General features: G+C 35.9%; 12 protein-coding genes. 3 read left to right on the top strand and 9 right to left on the bottom strand.

What is annotated here, in order from left to right:
- Positions 1-34 precede the first annotated feature (34 nt).
- The 3 genes from gyrB to FLAVO9AF_RS01445 all read right to left on the bottom strand — a co-directional run bounded on the left by gyrB (position 35) and on the right by FLAVO9AF_RS01445 (position 5,669).
- The gene (gene gyrB / locus FLAVO9AF_RS01455) at positions 35-1,978 is read right to left on the bottom strand and encodes a DNA topoisomerase (ATP-hydrolyzing) subunit B (RefSeq protein WP_159683073.1); all 1,944 of its coding nucleotides are present in this window, start codon (positions 1,976-1,978) and stop codon (positions 35-37) included.
- A 192-nt stretch (positions 1,979-2,170) separates the two neighbouring features.
- Complete coding sequence (gene asnB, locus FLAVO9AF_RS01450; protein WP_159683068.1) at positions 2,171-3,847, bottom strand: asparagine synthase B; 1,677 nt, start codon at positions 3,845-3,847, stop codon at positions 2,171-2,173.
- A gap of 196 nt (positions 3,848-4,043) precedes the next feature.
- Positions 4,044-5,669 (bottom strand): amidohydrolase, encoded by a 1,626-nt coding sequence (locus FLAVO9AF_RS01445; RefSeq protein WP_159683065.1) that lies wholly within the window; start codon positions 5,667-5,669, stop codon positions 4,044-4,046.
- 362 nt (positions 5,670-6,031) lie between these two features.
- On the opposite strand from FLAVO9AF_RS01445, the gene FLAVO9AF_RS01440 reads away from it, so the two are divergent.
- Positions 6,032-6,289, top strand: a complete 258-nt coding sequence (locus FLAVO9AF_RS01440) for a hypothetical protein (protein ID WP_159683062.1) — start codon at positions 6,032-6,034, stop codon at positions 6,287-6,289.
- Positions 6,290-6,841: 552 nt separating this feature from the next.
- Here the strand turns inward: FLAVO9AF_RS01440 and FLAVO9AF_RS01435 are convergent.
- The 3 genes from FLAVO9AF_RS01435 to FLAVO9AF_RS01425 form a co-directional block, all read right to left on the bottom strand.
- Positions 6,842-7,291, bottom strand: coding sequence for a hypothetical protein (locus FLAVO9AF_RS01435; RefSeq protein ID WP_159683059.1), 450 nt, complete (start codon positions 7,289-7,291; stop codon positions 6,842-6,844).
- Positions 7,292-7,346: 55 nt separating this feature from the next.
- Complete coding sequence (locus tag FLAVO9AF_RS01430) at positions 7,347-9,119, bottom strand: TonB-dependent receptor (protein WP_159683056.1); 1,773 nt, start codon at positions 9,117-9,119, stop codon at positions 7,347-7,349.
- A gap of 125 nt (positions 9,120-9,244) precedes the next feature.
- On the bottom strand, positions 9,245-12,259 hold the full coding sequence (locus FLAVO9AF_RS01425; protein WP_159683053.1) for a tetratricopeptide repeat protein: 3,015 nt from the start codon (positions 12,257-12,259) through the stop codon (positions 9,245-9,247).
- Positions 12,260-12,665: 406 nt separating this feature from the next.
- Between FLAVO9AF_RS01425 and FLAVO9AF_RS01420 the strand changes: the two genes are divergently transcribed.
- Entirely contained in the window at positions 12,666-13,349 is a 684-nt protein-coding gene (locus FLAVO9AF_RS01420; RefSeq protein ID WP_159683050.1) for a cell division ATP-binding protein FtsE, read from the top strand.
- Positions 13,349-14,242 carry a glycosyltransferase gene (locus FLAVO9AF_RS01415; RefSeq protein WP_159683047.1) on the top strand — a complete coding sequence of 298 codons (894 nt, stop codon included), beginning with the start codon at positions 13,349-13,351 and terminating at the stop codon, positions 14,240-14,242. The genes FLAVO9AF_RS01420 and FLAVO9AF_RS01415 overlap by 1 nt, the downstream gene beginning before the upstream one ends.
- Here FLAVO9AF_RS01415 and FLAVO9AF_RS01410 read toward each other — a convergent pair.
- From FLAVO9AF_RS01410 to FLAVO9AF_RS01400, 3 genes are read right to left on the bottom strand one after another with little or no spacing between them, the layout of a single operon-like run.
- Positions 14,222-15,316: a glycosyltransferase family 4 protein gene (locus FLAVO9AF_RS01410; RefSeq protein WP_159683044.1), complete on the bottom strand. Its 1,095-nt coding sequence runs from the start codon at positions 15,314-15,316 to the stop codon at positions 14,222-14,224. The genes FLAVO9AF_RS01415 and FLAVO9AF_RS01410 overlap by 21 nt on opposite strands.
- Positions 15,313-15,720, bottom strand: a complete 408-nt coding sequence (locus FLAVO9AF_RS01405; RefSeq protein ID WP_159683041.1) for an FdtA/QdtA family cupin domain-containing protein — start codon at positions 15,718-15,720, stop codon at positions 15,313-15,315. The genes FLAVO9AF_RS01410 and FLAVO9AF_RS01405 overlap by 4 nt, the downstream gene beginning before the upstream one ends.
- Positions 15,717-16,493: a glycosyltransferase family A protein gene (locus tag FLAVO9AF_RS01400; protein WP_159683038.1), complete on the bottom strand. Its 777-nt coding sequence runs from the start codon at positions 16,491-16,493 to the stop codon at positions 15,717-15,719. The genes FLAVO9AF_RS01405 and FLAVO9AF_RS01400 overlap by 4 nt, the downstream gene beginning before the upstream one ends.
- Positions 16,494-16,538: the final 45 nt, after the last annotated feature.

Here is a 16,538-nt window from a genome sequence, read left to right as displayed (position 1 = left end):
ATGTAAAATTGATTCTTATAATCAATCCCCTAATTTACGCATCTATTTTGGCATAAACAGCATTTTTTTCAATAAAATCTCTTCTTGGTGGCACTTCGTCTCCCATTAACATAGAGAAGATTCTATCTGCTTCTACCAAACTATCAATATTAACTTGACGCAATGTTCTAAAGCTAGGATCCATAGTTGTTTCCCACAATTGCTCAGCATTCATCTCTCCAAGACCTTTATAACGTTGAATAGAGGCACTACCTCCCATTCTTTCGTTAGCTTGATCTCTCTGAACATCATTCCAAGCGTATTCTTTCTTATTTCCTTTCTTAACCAAATACAAGGGAGGCGCTGCGATATAAACGTGTCCTTCTTCGATTAACTCTTTCATAAATCGGAAGAAGAAGGTTAATATTAAGGTAGCAATGTGACTACCATCGACATCGGCATCACACATAATAATTACTTTATGATAACGTAGTTTAGAAATATTAAGCGCTTTACTATCTTCTTCTGTTCCTACAGTTACACCAAGTGCTGTAAATATATTTCGAATCTCTTCGTTTTCAAAAACTTTGTGGTGCATGGCTTTCTCCACGTTCAAAATTTTACCTCTCAAAGGCAAAATAGCTTGAAATGCACGATCACGACCTTGTTTTGCAGTTCCACCTGCCGAATCACCCTCGACAAGGTACACTTCACATCTTGCAGGATCTTGTTCAGAACAATCAGATAGTTTACCTGGCAAACCTCCACCGCCCATAACGGTTTTACGTTGTACCATTTCACGAGCTTTCTTAGCTGCGTGACGCGCTTGAGCCGCTAAAATTACTTTTTGGATAATGATTCTAGCATCATTTGGATTCTCTTCCAAATAATTCTCTAACATTTCCCCTACCGCTTGACTTACAGGAGAAACTACTTCTCTATTTCCTAACTTAGTCTTAGTTTGTCCTTCAAATTGTGGCTCTGCTACTTTTACAGAAATAATCGCAGTTAACCCCTCACGGAAATCATCCCCAGTAATTTCAAACTTTAATTTATCCAGCATTCCAGAAGCATCAGCATATTTTTTAAGCGTTCTTGTCAAACCACTTCTAAAACCTTGCAAATGCGTTCCTCCTTCGTGTGTATTGATATTGTTTACATACGAAAATATGTTTTCAGAATAACTTGTGTTGTAGATCAAAGCTACTTCAACTGGAATCTCTCCTTTTTCGTGATCCATCGAAATTACGTGCGTAATGATTGGTTCACGATTTCCATCCAAATAACGAATGTATTCCTTTAATCCTTCGGTAGAATGAAATACTTCTCCTAAGAAATTACCATCTTTATCAACTTCTCTTTTATCTGTAAAAGTGATTGAAATTCCTTTATTCAAAAAAGACAATTCACGCATACGTGCAGAAAGCGTATCGTATGAATACTCCGTAGTTTGCGTAAAAATGGTTGGGTCAGGATAAAAAGTTACGATAGTCCCTCTTTTGGTAGTATCTCCAATTTGCTTTACTGGATATAAAGCTTTTCCTCTTTCGTATTCTTGCTCATACACTTTACCATCACTACTATGAACGGTTGCTCTTAAATGAGAAGATAAAGCATTCACACAAGAAACCCCAACACCGTGAAGACCTCCAGATACTTTATAAGAATCTTTATCAAATTTTCCTCCAGCTCCAATCTTGGTCATTACTACCTCAAGTGCTGAAACGCCTTCTTTTTTATGAATCCCAACTGGAATTCCACGACCGTTGTCTTCAACTGTAATAGAACCATCTTCATTTATAGCTACACTAATGGTATCACAATGACCTCCCATTGCCTCATCGATAGAGTTATCTACTACCTCATACACCAAGTGATGCAAACCACGGACACCTACATCTCCAATATACATTGATGGACGCATTCTTACGTGCTCCATTCCTTCTAATGCCTGAATACTGTCTGCTGAATAATTGTTCTTATTGATTTCTTCGCTCATATATATTTTATTCTAAAAATGTATTTTTTGTATAACACGCAAATATACAAAAACCGAAAGGAATTTAGGTCAAAAATGGCTTTTTAAGCGCTTAAGTTATCAACATTTATGGTTTATATCCCAATAAAAAAAACACGCCCTAAAAAGAGCGTGTTTTCAACATTACAACTAATAATCTAATTCAAATAACAATTATGCTTTTACATAGGCATCATCGTGTACATTGGCCACGGCTCTACCTGATGGATCGTTCATGTTTTTAAAAGCTTCATCCCATTCTAAGGCAATTTTGGTACTACAAGCCACACTAGCTTCTTGAGGAACACATAAAGCCGCTGCATCACTTGCGAAATGTTCTGCAAAAATAGAACGGTAGTAATACTCCTCTTTTGAAGTTGGTGTTTGCAAGGGGAATTTATATTTAGCATTCGCCAATTGTTCGTCAGTAACTTCTTCAGCAACAACTGCTTTCAAGGTATCAATCCAACTGTATCCCACACCATCACTAAATTGTTCTTTTTGTCTCCAAGCAACACTTTCAGGCAACATATCCTCAAAGGCTTTACGAACTACCCATTTCTCCATTGGATGCTCTTTGTTAATCATTTTATCTTGAGGATTAATACGCATAGCTACGTCCATAAATTCTTTGTCCAAAAATGGCACACGTCCTTCAATTCCCCAAGCCGCTAAACTTTTGTTCGCTCTCAAACAATCGTACATATGCAGTTTACCTAATTTACGAACGTTCTCTTCGTGAAATTCTCTTGCATTCGGCGCTTTATGGAAATACAAATAACCTCCAAATAACTCATCGGCACCTTCACCAGACAATACCATTTTAATTCCCATTGATTTAATGACTCTCGCCATTAGCCACATTGGAGTTGACGCTCTTACTGTAGTAACATCATACGTTTCTAGGTTGTAAATCACATCACGAACGGCATCCAATCCTTCTTGAATGGTAAATTTAATTTCGTGATGAATCGTTCCGATATGTTCTGCCACTTTTTGAGCAGCAGCTAAATCTGGCGAACCTTCTAAACCAACGGAAAAAGAGTGTAATTGTGGATACCAAGCATCTACTTGATCGTCTGATTCAATACGTTTTTGAGCGTATTTTTTAGCTACCGCCGAAGTAATTGACGAATCCAAACCTCCTGAAAGCAACACTCCATAAGGCACATCACTCATTAATTGTCTGTGAACCGCAGCTTCTAAAGCTTCTTTGATTGCAGGAATACTGGTTTCATTATCTTTTACCGCTTCATAGTCTGTCCAATCTCTTTTGTACCATTGTACAAACTCCCCATCTTTACTGGACAAGTAATGTCCTGGAGGAAACAACTCTATTTTTGTACAATAGCCTTCTAATGCTTTCAATTCAGAAGCTACATAAAAAGTACCGTGTTGATCCCATCCTATATATAAAGGAATAATTCCCATATGATCACGAGCTACGAAGTACTCGTCTTTTTCAACATCATAAATAGCAAATCCGAAGATTCCATTCATTTCGTCAATAAAATCAACTCCTTTTTCTTTGTATAATGCCAAAATTACTTCGCAGTCACTTTCGGTTTTAAATTGATATTTACCATCAAACTGTTTGCGCAAATCGCGGTGGTTATAAATTTCGCCATTGGCAGCCAAAATCAAATTACCATCTTCGCTTAACAATGGTTGTTTCCCTGAAGCTGGATCTACAATAGCCAAACGTTCGTGAGACAAAATCGCTTTTTCATTACTAAAGATTCCACTCCAATCTGGTCCACGGTGGCGGATAATTTTTGACATTTCTAAGACTTGAGGTCTTAGGGTTTCTGATTTCTGTTTTAGATCAAAGGCACATACAATTCCGCACATAACTATATTTTTATTCTGATTATTTAATTTGATAAAGCAAAGATGCTATAACAGATATAAATAGAAAACACAAAATCGATTTTTAGTTATAAATTATAACTAAAAATCGATTTTTAAGTAAAATATGAAATACAAAACCTATTCAACAAGAAGAATCGCTTAAAATCTGTAAATCGAAAGCTATCTGCAATTGCAATTACTTTTGTTTCGCTCCTTTAACAAAAGTATTGGATGGCTTCATCTTAACCACCTGACTAGCTTCTACTTGCATCAAATCGGCATCAAAAACCACAAAATCCGCCCATTTACCGACTTCCAAACTACCTTTTTCGTTTTCTTCGAAATTAGAATAGGCGGCCCAAAGCGTCATCCCTTTTAAGGTTTCTTCGCGAGACAAAGCATTTTCGATTTGGAAACCATTTTTAGGAAATCCTTTTACATCTTGACGTGCTACTGCAGCGTGAAACGTAAGCATAGGATTGACTTCTTCCACAGGAAAATCAGTTCCTAGGGCTATTGTACCTGCTTTTTGAAGTAGCTTTTTATACGCATAGGCATTTTTCAAACGGTCTTTCCCTAAACGATCTCCCGCCCAATACATATCGGAAGTGGCGTGTGTGGGTTGAACGGAAGGAATGATTCCGAGTTTGAAATAATCAAAATCGGATTCCTGAATTACTTGTGCGTGCTCAATTTTCCAGCGACGGTCTTTTTTGCCCGTCAATACTTCTTTGTAAATTTTTAGCAAAACAGTATTGGCCGAATCTCCGATGGCGTGCGTATTGAGTTGAAAAGGCGAATTGGCAATTTGTTGAGCTACTACTTTCAATTGAGGCACTGGTGACAACAACGCTCCAAATTGTTTCGGACTATCCGAATACGGTTTGTGCATACAAGCGCCTCTAGAACCCAAAGCGCCATCGCCATACATTTTGAACGAACGCACATTCAATTGGTTGGTTTTGTAGATTCCTTTTTTGAAATACAAATCCATATTTTTTTGATTGGCCGTAATCATCGCATAGACGTTGATTTTCATTTTTCCCGCTTGTTGCAAACTGTCTATCAAATGAATAATATCAGGGTCTAATCCTGCGTCGTTTACTGTTGTTAAACCATAATCAAACATTACTTTTTCGGCATCCAAAAGCGCGGCGATTTGTGTTTTTCGGCTGGGTTTTGGAATGATTTTAAAAACCAATTCCATAGGATTGTCAATTAGAATTCCAGTTGGTTCTCCATTTTGAAGTTCAATTTGTCCACCATCGGCATTGGTTTTGGCGGTAATTCCAGCCAATTGCAGCACTTTGGAATTGACCACAATAGCGTGTCCGTCAATGCGATTAAGCACCACAGGAATATTTGGAAAAGCTGAATCGAGTGCTGTTTTGGATGGAAATTTCTTCACCGCCCAATCGTTTTGATCCCAGCCATTACCGACAATAAATGCTGGATTTTTTGCTTTTTGAAAAGCTTTTAGGCGAGTGATTATCTCTTCGAAGCTTTTGGTACCTCGTAAATCTACTTCTTGTAAGGTTAGTCCATACCCATAGAAATGACAATGCGCATCTATTAATCCAGGATAGATAAATTTTCCTTTGAAATCTAAAATAGTCTTGGAAGTATATTTTTTTAGAAGCGAGTCCGTATTACCGATGGCTAAAATTTTTCCATCCTTAATTGCCATAGCAGAAGCTTTTTCGAAGGCAGCGTTTACGGTATAAATGGTGGCATTGGTCACAAGCGTATCCACTTCTGTCTGTGTGCTAGATGAACAAGAAAACAGGAATAGGGATACAAAAAACAGAGCAATTGATTTCATATATGTAAATTTTGTTTTTTAGAGGTCATATATGGTATCGCCTTTTACTTATCGGTGTTTGTTTTCAACAAACTTGTTGTTAGTGGCGATTTCATACTTTTGAAATTGAGTTTGGTCTTGCTAAGATAAGGAAAAGTAAAATTTAAAATGCTTTTAGTCTGATTGGCAAAAAATGAAGTTGTTGACTATAAGCAGGCTTCATAGAACAATTATTTAATCTTCCAATACTATAAATAGCCTAAAATTTTAAAGATATTTACAGAAAAAATCGTGAGCTTTTTAGTATGTTTACGTATTAAAAATAAAATAAAAACGAAAACAGGAGACTTTTTAGAGCGAAAAACAATTAAATTAAATTTAAAATGGATTTTTTTGAAATAATTTTTGGTAGAGGAATACTTGAACTTGTTGGAGGATTTATTAGATTTTTTTTAAATAAGTGCTATTCATTATTAACTGGAAAACCTCACAAGTCATTATCTTTTTATTTTAAAGAGACAAAAGATGAGACATTTTCAAATGGCGCGGGAAATCACGTTGTTGGCACTTTATTTGTATTTGCACTAGCATTGATATTGGTAATAATTATGTCAACTTCATGGAGAAAATATTTTTATTAATTCTTTTTATTTTTCAGAGAACAAATCTAAAGGATGTCTCGAATATGAATAAAACCTCTCAAGCATAATAGGGCAATCTCAAACTTCTCATCATTTCAAATCGTGTTGCCTATTCGTAAACGCGAAAAAGTGACACTACTTTTACCATTAGTATCTATAGAATGATTGGCTTTTCAAAAGCAAAAGCTTTAAAACAATCGTTGGGCTATATTAAAAATATAGCGATTTAGAGGCTTTATCTGAAATTACAGTACAGTTTAGGCTAAAGCCTATACCAAACTCATTATAAAGAACTGAATATTTGCAAAAAAAATATAACTCAAGAACGGGCTAAAGCCCATTCCTATTCAACATTTGCAAAAAAATAACCGAACTCGAGCTTCAACAACTTTTACCCTTCTTTACAAAAAATCAAGATAATCCCTGCTAGCCCCGGGAGGAGCGGCATCCTTTGTTGTCTCGTAAAAAAACGAGACAGCAAAGATATAGCGGATCACGGGACGATGTTACCAAAAAAAACATTTGCTTCCCGCTCCTACTCTAACTTTTAAATTACAAAATTTCTTGAATGGTGTATTTGGTGGTGTTGATTTCGAACTCGAAACCTACTTTGTTGCCCATTAATTTACTGCCCAAAGGCGATTGTGGCGAAAGCGCGATGATGTTGGTGCCTTCGATTGTGATTTTGGGCAAGGCCAAACTGAGGTACAGGTAAATGCCGTTGGCTACGACTAAACTACCCACGACTATGGTTTCGGCGACGATGGTAGAATCGATTTTGTCTAATACGGCTTTTTGTTCTAAGACTTCTTTTAGTTTGTGATTGAATTTTTCTTGCTCGATATGCATCATCGAAAGTGTGGTTTCGTGCTTGTCGCCTGCGGATCCTTTGGCATCATTTTTTGAATCTTCGGTCAATGCCGAGATCATAGCGCGAAACGCATCGATTCGGTCTTGAACTAACTGTAGATAGTAAGTATGTGTTTTTTGTTTGAATGTCATATTTAAAACCAAAACTCTGAGAGGGTTTTAGCCCTGTCAGAGTTATTATAAAAATTTAAAAATCAAATTTATAACTCGCTCCAGCTACAATTTGAAATCCTTGAACGGGAAGATTGAGCCATTTTTGATAGGCTTGGTTGGCAATATTGTTGGCTTTTAAAAAAGCAGTAATGCGCTCGCTGTATTTATAACCTACATTCAAGTTTACATCAAAATAGGACGGCAAAGTAATACTAGTAGAATTGGTAACCAAATCCGTATTAAATTGATTCTCTTTTCGTTCGCCTACGAAAAAGACTTTGGCGCCCGCAAACCATTTATCGGTAATGACAACATCTAATGTCGAATTGATTTTCATAGTGGGCAAATTCCAAGCTTCTGCTTGCACATCTGTCGTATAGGTATTTAGGGTAGCGTTGATTCCAAAGGCCACGTTTCTAGAAAAATCGGCTTTCAATTCTGCAAAAAGGCTCATCGTTTTTACATCATCATAGACTATACCTAATGAATTTCCAAAAGCGTATGGCTCATTGGCACTGTTTTCTGTATAATTATTTGCTTTGAACAAGGCCTTATTCCCTTCATTCAGATAGGACGCACTAACATTATAGCTAACTGAATTTGCCAATTTCCCTTTTAATCCGGCAAAAAGATTGTACTTGGAATCTGTGGGCTGAATAAATAAAGTAGGAGAAAGAAATGGGTTTTCATTCACAAAATCCATATAAGTATTCTGTTTTAAACTACCGTCGGCACCTAAATAAAAGATCATCAAATCACCCACCACTTTATAGGATGCTTTGAAATTAGGATAAAAATACAATTTGCTTTTACTCGCTTGGGTATCTAAACTATAAAACAAACTCGCTCCTATTTGCAAGGTCCAATCGTCCTCTGCAATGGCAAATCGAGGGGCTAATCCAAAATTTAAGAAGCGATAATCAATAGCCTCTGTATTGGTTTTAGTATAATTATTCTCAAAGGATCCGCCCAAATAATCCAAAACAACAGAGGTAGTAACTGCTTCATTCCAAAGATCCATTCCAAAAACAGATTGTGCAAAAAAACGATTTTCAGAAGATCCAAAAGCATCTGTAAAATGATGAAATTTTATTTTGGATTCATCTAACATACTTTCATCCATAGTCAGATTTCCTGATAGCGTGATGGTATTGTATTTTTGTTCTGAATCAATTCCTTTAATTAAATCGTTTCGTTGACTTGCTGTTAAAGAACTTCCGAAATCAGCTGGCAATCCATACCAATTATAGGTTTGACTTTGAAATCCACCAGCAATATCCCAAGAATAATCACTTTCTTTTACTCCATAAAACAAGTCTAATTTGGTATCATAAAAATGGTCATCGAGTAGCACATCATTTATACCACCTTGAGAGGAATGATGCTGAAAGCTTGCTCCTATAAAATCTCTAGCTTGTAATTTTTTATACACAAACAACGAACCTTGAAGCGTTCCATAATTCCCAATACCCAATGAAGCATAATTTTCGAACAAGCGTTGCGCTTTGGCTTTTTCTACACTTGCAGCAACTCCTTTTGCAGGAGTAAAAGTAGATGCTACAGGAAAAGGCAAAACCGTATATTTTACTGTTTCTTTTTGGGCATTTCCTTTATCGTCCAAAAGTGGCACTTCTTTGATTTTGAAGGCATCCGATACGGTAGGAGAAAAAGATTTCACAACATCTACCTCTTCTGCCCCAATGGTTCCTTTCTTTTCTTGAGCAGTTCCCAAAGAGAAAACAAAAAACAGTGTAATGATACTGGTGATATTGATTGGAAAATACTTTATTTTATCGTGTAAATTCATATTATTTTACTCTTTTGTACTAGTTTTTAGTAGGATTTTCTAGGAATCTTTACAACTCCCTAATTGCATTTGAACTATTTTTTCAACTAATAAAAGTGATAAAAACAACTGCTTTTTGATTGCCTTTATTTTGAAATAGAAGCGTTCGTTTTAGCCTCCTCTTTTTTAATGGTATCCAATGCTGTTTGCGCTTCAGCAACCACATCTTTATAATCGGTGAAATTTTTGATGACACTTTCTAATATGTAAGTCGCTTGAAAACTGTCTTTCAAACCATAAAAATTATTAGCCATCACCACCAAGCCTTTGGCTCCCAAATAACGATAGCTGGAATAATTTTTGGCTAATTTTTGAACTGCTTCGTTTGAAGCTTCAAATTTCCCTTCTTTATTTTTAAAATAGGCATCATAATAAATCGCTTCGGCGGCTAATTCCCCTTTAGCAATAGGCAATAATCTCGCATAAGCTTCTTTTGCTTTTGTTTCGTTTCCAGCTTGAATAGCGCTTCGTGCAATAATTATTTGCGCATCGCTTTTTACCATTTCGTCAATCTTGGCTTCGGCTAAAACTTTTTCTGCATAAATAACTGCTTTTGGGTATTCTTTTGTGTCATAATACAACTTCATCAAATTTGACAGCGCAAAAAACTTATTTTGTGCAATATCAGATTCTGTTTCTAAACGCAACAATACTGGAATGGCATAATCTGTTCTTTTATCTTTTAAATGAATTTGAGCCAAGCGAACCAACGATTGCTCCGTATATTCAGAACGTGCTTGTTGTACTACAAAATCAAAATGTGGAATCGATTTACCTGCAGCACCTTCATCATAATAGGCTTGTGCCAACTGATAATTGGCTTTCAAAGCGTGAACGCCATTAGGGAAAGAGGTCACATAGGCATTAAGCCCAGCTATCGCTTGCTTCGTATTGCCTTGTTGCAATTGTTTTTCGGCGGCTTCATAACTGTCATTATCTAATTCTACATCAGTTACAGATACAAAAGACAACGTTCGCACCCAAGCCGCATATTCATTTACTTTTCCGCTATCTACATAAATCAAACGAGCCGAGGCAACTGCTTCGAGTGCTTCTGGTGTTTTGGGAAAATCGGTTGCTATTTTTTTGAATTTGGTTAAAGCCAAATCATCTTTATCATCATTATAATACACTAAACCTTGTCGCAGCAATGCTTTGGATGTGAAGGTTCCTTCTGGAAATTCGGTTATTAACTGGTTGTAAGTAGTTATAGCTAATTCGTCTTTCTTGTCTGCTACGTAAGTATTTCCCAATTCAAACAGCACATCATCTCTGTATACAGATTGTTTGTAACGCTCCAAGAAAGCTTTCAACTCTATTATTTTCTTGTCATTCTTTCCTAAAAAACCATATGCCAATGCCTTTTGAAGATAAGCATAATCAGCATCTACACTTTTTAGCTCAATGGCTTTTACATAATTATCAATGGCTGGCCAGTATTTTGACCCCACAAATCTACAATCTGCCAAACGCAAGTAAGCGTCTGCCAATCGGGCTTTATCCTCTGTATTAGTATCGATTTGTTTTTGAAAATAACTCGCTGCCGATTCGTACTCTTTTAATTTAAAATAAGAATATCCTAAATTATAATTGCTGTTTTTAAACTCCACCGTAGTTGGCGCACTAGGCAAAACAACAAATTGTTTAAAACCTGCCAAAGCCGATTTAAAATCTTCCAAAATAAAATCAGATTCGGCTTTCCAGAAAGTAGCCCTTGCGGTGATATTTGTGTCTTTAGACTCATTTATTGCACGATTAAATAATTTGTTCGCAGTTGCGTAATCGGCAGCAGTAAATGACTCTAGTCCGCTATAAAACAACACTTTTTGATAAGCCAGTTTATTCTCAGCCGTTTTATTTCTTTCTAGCAAAACCAATGCTTCTTTATAATTCTTAGAGGAGATATAAGAATCAATCAACAATTTTTCTACTTCACTCGCATTCGCATTTCGTGGATATTTTTCTAAAAAAGCCAACAAAATAGAAGGAACACTTTCGTATGAATTTCCAATTTCATAACTCAACTTAGCATAATTAAGTGTAGCATCTTCCTGAAGTTCGGCATTGAAATCCATTTCAGAGGCATTCTTAAACGCATTCAATGCCTGTGTTTTTTGACCTAAATCCAAATACGATTCTCCCAAATGATAATAGGCATTTTGGGCTACAAAATCTTTTCCGTCAATGATTTTATTAAACTGAGCAATGGCATTTTCATATTGCTTTTGTTGGTAATATGCATAGCCCAATTGATAAAAATCGGTATTGTTCCATTTCCCTTTTTTTCCTTTGTATTCGGACAAATACGGAATAGCTTTTTCGTAATTTTTTAAGTTGAAATAACTCTCCCCAATAATTTTATTCAACTCAGACAACTCCATTTCATTCGATTGTGCCATCGCTTTCACCCCTAAATCAATCGCTTTTTGGAAATTGCCCAACTTAAAATTCATATCCGCCTGAAAATACGACAACTTCTCTTTGTATTTTTCTTCGCCCGAAACCTCGTCAAAATACTTAGTTGCCGCTTTGTAATCATCACCTTCATAGGCCATAAAACCCAGATAATATTTGGCCTGAGCACCATATTCTGGCGAGTTCAAAACCAAATTCAAATATTTTGTAGCTTCTTTTTTCTTTCTCGTGGTATAATAGCTATACCCTTTTTGAAAATTAAATCGGTCTAATTCTTGTTTTGTCAATTCGTCAGCCTCCACTTTGTCAAACCAATACAGCGCTTTTGGGTAATTATTTTGTTCAAAATAGTAATGTGCAGCTTCAACATAAGCTTGATTTCGCTTAGAGCTAGTAGGATATTTTTTTACGAACAATGCCACCAAATCCTCAGCATTATTGGCGTTTGTTCGGATAGCACAATTAGCAATGTAGTACGCACAATCCCCTTTGATATCCTCATTAGAAGCATTTTGTTGCACTTTTTCAAAAACAAGTTGAGCGCTAGCATATTGCTTATTCGTATACAAATCCATTGCTGTATCAAAACGCTGCAAATCGTGAGTATAAACAGTAGATTTTTGTGCAAAAACACCAGAAAAACAAAGTAAAAAAGGTAGAATTAGGAGCCAATAAAAGGTACGCATTGTGCTATTTTTTTGATGATTCAAATATATCATATTTATCGTATTACAAACGAGAAGAAACAACATTTTATTATCTCACTCCAATCGAGAATCGTAATTAGGAACAGAAAAATAAGGCTTTTTTGTATACATCGTCCTGCTATACACTATATCTTTTGTTACGCTATCGCTTCACAAAAGGATGCCGTTTCTATCAGGGTTAAAAGCCAACATTAAGGCATTTTTGGATGCATTAAAATCCGACTTAAACTTCCCCAAATTTCTTTACAAAACAAACTAAAGCCTTTCGCAATTACCATTACACAACGCAGTAACAATCAAACTGATGATTTTAGCTCATTAGCTTCGAATTTATTTTGAATACAAAGGCTAACTTCTTACTTTTACGCAATAAATCACTTCAATCATGTCACAAACCGTATTAGCTTTAAACAACGTAACCATTTATCAAGAAGGAAGAACCATTTTATCTGATGTTAATTTAGAAGTAAAACACGGTGAATTCATCTACTTAATAGGAAAAACAGGTTCAGGAAAAAGTAGTTTACTCAAAACCTTATACGGTGACTTGCCTTTAACAGAAGGTACTGGACATATTGTAGATTACAATTTAGAAACCTTAACTGAAGAAGAGATTCCTTTTTTAAGAAGAAGAATCGGAATTGTTTTTCAAGATTTCAAACTCTTACCAGACCGTTCTATAAATGACAATATGTTGTTTGTACTAAAAGCAACGGGTTGGATAGATTTGAACGATATGAATAACAAAATAGAAGAAGTGCTTACCAAAGTAGGCATGCAAGATTTTGGTAACAAAATGCCGCACCAACTTTCTGGAGGAGAACAACAAAGAGTTGCTATTGCAAGAGCTTTGCTTAACGACCCTGAATTCATTCTTGCCGATGAACCTACTGGAAACTTAGACCCACAAACCAGTGCAGAAGTATTAGAAGTACTAAAAAACATCAATGCTCTTGGCAAAACCATCATTATGGCCACTCACGATTATGCTTTGTTAATGAAATACCCTTCTAAGACCTTGAAATGTGAGGACACCAAAATTTTTGAGGTAGTTCAGCGCACGGTATAATGCTTTCTATTCTTATTCCGGTATACAATTATGCGGTATTCCCATTGGTTTTGGAAGTACATAAACAATGTATTGCCGCCGGAATTCAATTCGAAATCCTTTGCCAAGACGATTCTTCTACATCACATATAGAAGAAAATCGTGTTATTGAACAATTATCGTATTGTACATTTTTACAAAATGCAGTCAATTTAGGCAGAGGAAACAATCGAAATTCACTGATTCAAAAAGCACAATTTGAATGGTTACTGCTTTTGGATTGTGATACGTTTCCTAGAGATTCTTTTTTTATCAAAAACTATGTTTCGTTTATTGAAAAACCAATGGCTCCTTTGGCCTTTGGAGGAATTATATATCATCCCAAAAAGCCTCACAACTCACAATTGTTACGCTGGGTATATGGTCAAAAAAGAGAAGCTTTATCTTGTGAATTCAGGAGTAAAAAACCTAACAGCCGCGCACTTACTTCTAATTTAGTTATACGAAAAGAAATCGCAGTGAGCAATCCATTTCCTGAATCGGTAAGTGATTATGGGTATGAAGACTTGTCTTTTCTATCGAATTTGGGGCAGCAGAACATTACTGTTTTTCACCTCGACAATCCAACTTTTCATCTTAATTTAGAAACCTCCGCTCAGTTTTTGGCTAAAACAGAAATCGCATTGCAAAACTTAGTCCTTCTGATTCAAACAAATAGAATCAAGGCCAATGAAAGTAAAATAATCGCAACATTTTTATGTGTCAAAAAACTACATTTGATACAATTTATAGCTTGGCTATTTCAACAAACCAAAACAATCACTACAAAAAATCTATTGTCTGACAATCCTTCGTTGCTACTTTTTGACTGGTACAAGTTGGGTTATTTGTGTCTATTGCAAACGCTCAAATAAGGTCTTCCACTGCAACATAATAGCATCCAAATCATACTTCGAAACACTTTGCAGAGCGTTGGCTCCCAGCTTTTTTCTTAAATCTTTATTCTCGAAAAGCAAGGCTAATTTCTCCGCAAAAGCGGTTGCATTGCCATCCTCAACCAAAAAGCCATTTACACCATCAGTTATAATTGACCTTGGACCTACTGGGCAATCGTACGCCACACAAGGCAAACCAAAAGCCATAGCCTCAAGCAGCACCAAACCCAATCCTTCAGAACGAGAAGTCATCACCAACACCGAAGCGTTTGCATATAGCGTAGCAACTTCCGAAACAGGAGGATAAAAACGAACAGAAGAGGCAATTCCTAAAGCATTTGCCAAAGGAATCAGATTTTCTTCAGGAGAAAGCGTTCCATAAATATCCAGTTTCCAATCAGGATACTTTTGAATTAATAAGGACCAAATCTCCAATAATCTATCGAGTCCTTTTTCATAGGAATTACGGCTAACAGCTAGTACTTTTTTAGCATCTAACGCAGCTAGTTCTTCTGATTTAAAAGACAATGGATTAGCAATAATCATACTATTTTTACTATTCCATTCTTGGGCACTTTCCCTATTCAACACCACAAAAGCATCAAAAGTTTTAGCTCCCCATTCTTTAAGAAAAATTCCTATTAGAAACCATAATCTAGACAAAAAAGGAAATGCAAAAGGTCTTTCATTTACATACTTTGAACCATGACTTTCAAAAACCACAGGTAAGTTCTTACCAATTAAAGAAGGAACAAAGTAGCCTTTCAATCCATTATCCGCCACAATAATACTATCGGGTTGAACGTGTGATATAATCGTTTGCAGTTGCTTTTTGTAGGCATAAATCGCACTCAAAAAATGGCCTTTTCGTCCAATATCATGCCAAACAATTTGCGCATTAAATTCAAAAAAAGGAGTCTCGTAGCCTTTATTCTGGGTCATAATATGCACTTCGTATCCGAAATTTTGAATGAAATAGTCGGTTTTGGTAGCTATCACTTTTGCTACCCCACCCGCTTGATTGACAGAAGGAACTAAATACAATAATCTCATTTTTTAGTTTCCAAAAATTGTGGATAGTCTCGAATATAATCCGATTCTTCAAAAACATCCGATGCCAAAACCAAGCATACCGCACCCGAAGAAAAATTCTGTAATTCTCTCCAAATCCCTGTCGGAATCAGTAATCCCATCGAAGGTTTATTGAGCAAAATTGTTTTTTTCTCAAAACCGTCATCCAAAACTACCTCAAAGCTTCCGCTTAGAGCAATCAAGACTTCTTGCTGTTCAATATGAGCATGTCCTCCCCTAAAAGCACTACTAGGCACATCAAACAAGTAATACACTCGCTTAAAATCGAAGGTTAGAATATCATTTTGAATAAATCCTAAATTCCCACGAGTGTCTTCTACTACTGGGATTGCAATCGTTTTTAGGTCTTTAAGAGTAGTTTTCATTGGGTAAGTTCTAAATATTTTTTGCGCCCATTAAACGCTAATTGAATGGCTTTGGGTGTTTCTTTTAGCCTTATTTTTTGCTGTTTTACATCATAAAACATTTTTTGTAAAACGCGAAAAATCCAATTTTTCATACCAACACGTTTCAAAAAAGCGCCTTGAATGTAATATCGTTGTAAAAAATCTACTTTATCAGTAGTCGTTTGGGTTTTATGGGCAGCAATTACTTTGGTTACAAATGAAATTTGCTGTTGCTGACGATACAAATCCATCAAAAAAATGGCTTCTTCACCCATTTCAAAGGTTGCTCCTAATCCAAAATGAGCATCAAATTCGATTCGAGATGTCTCTAAAATGGCTTTATTTATCGTTATTTCAATAGACATCACAGAAAACAAAGTCAATGGTTTTAAAAACGTTTGACTTTTTTTTGGATATTTTTTAAACAACTTTCTATTTTCGTTTTCAATTTGAAAACTAATCACTGCCGCATCGGGAAACTGAGCGTAGGCAGCGACAATTGTTTCTATAAAATCAGGTTCAAATACTTCATCATCATCTGCCAAAATTAAAATTTCTCCTTGGGAATTTTTCAATCCCATATTTCTACTTTTAGACAACCCTATTTCAAAAGAATTAATGACTTTGACAGTAGGAAAATCAGAGGTCAAAATAGCATTTTCATGGGTTTGATTGACGATTAAAATTGAAAAATCAGCAAAATGAGCAAAAGGAAACATCGGAATCAAAAAATCCAACGAATCTCTATTCATCGTTGCAATTATAATTTCAATAGCCTCTTTTGTATAACGAATATT

The sequence above is a fragment of the Flavobacterium sp. 9R genome (assembly GCF_902506345.1).
Classification (GTDB): Bacteria; Bacteroidota; Bacteroidia; order Flavobacteriales; family Flavobacteriaceae; genus Flavobacterium.
Note: the sequence above shows the minus strand (reverse complement) of the source record. Positions and strands in the feature narration are given on the sequence as shown.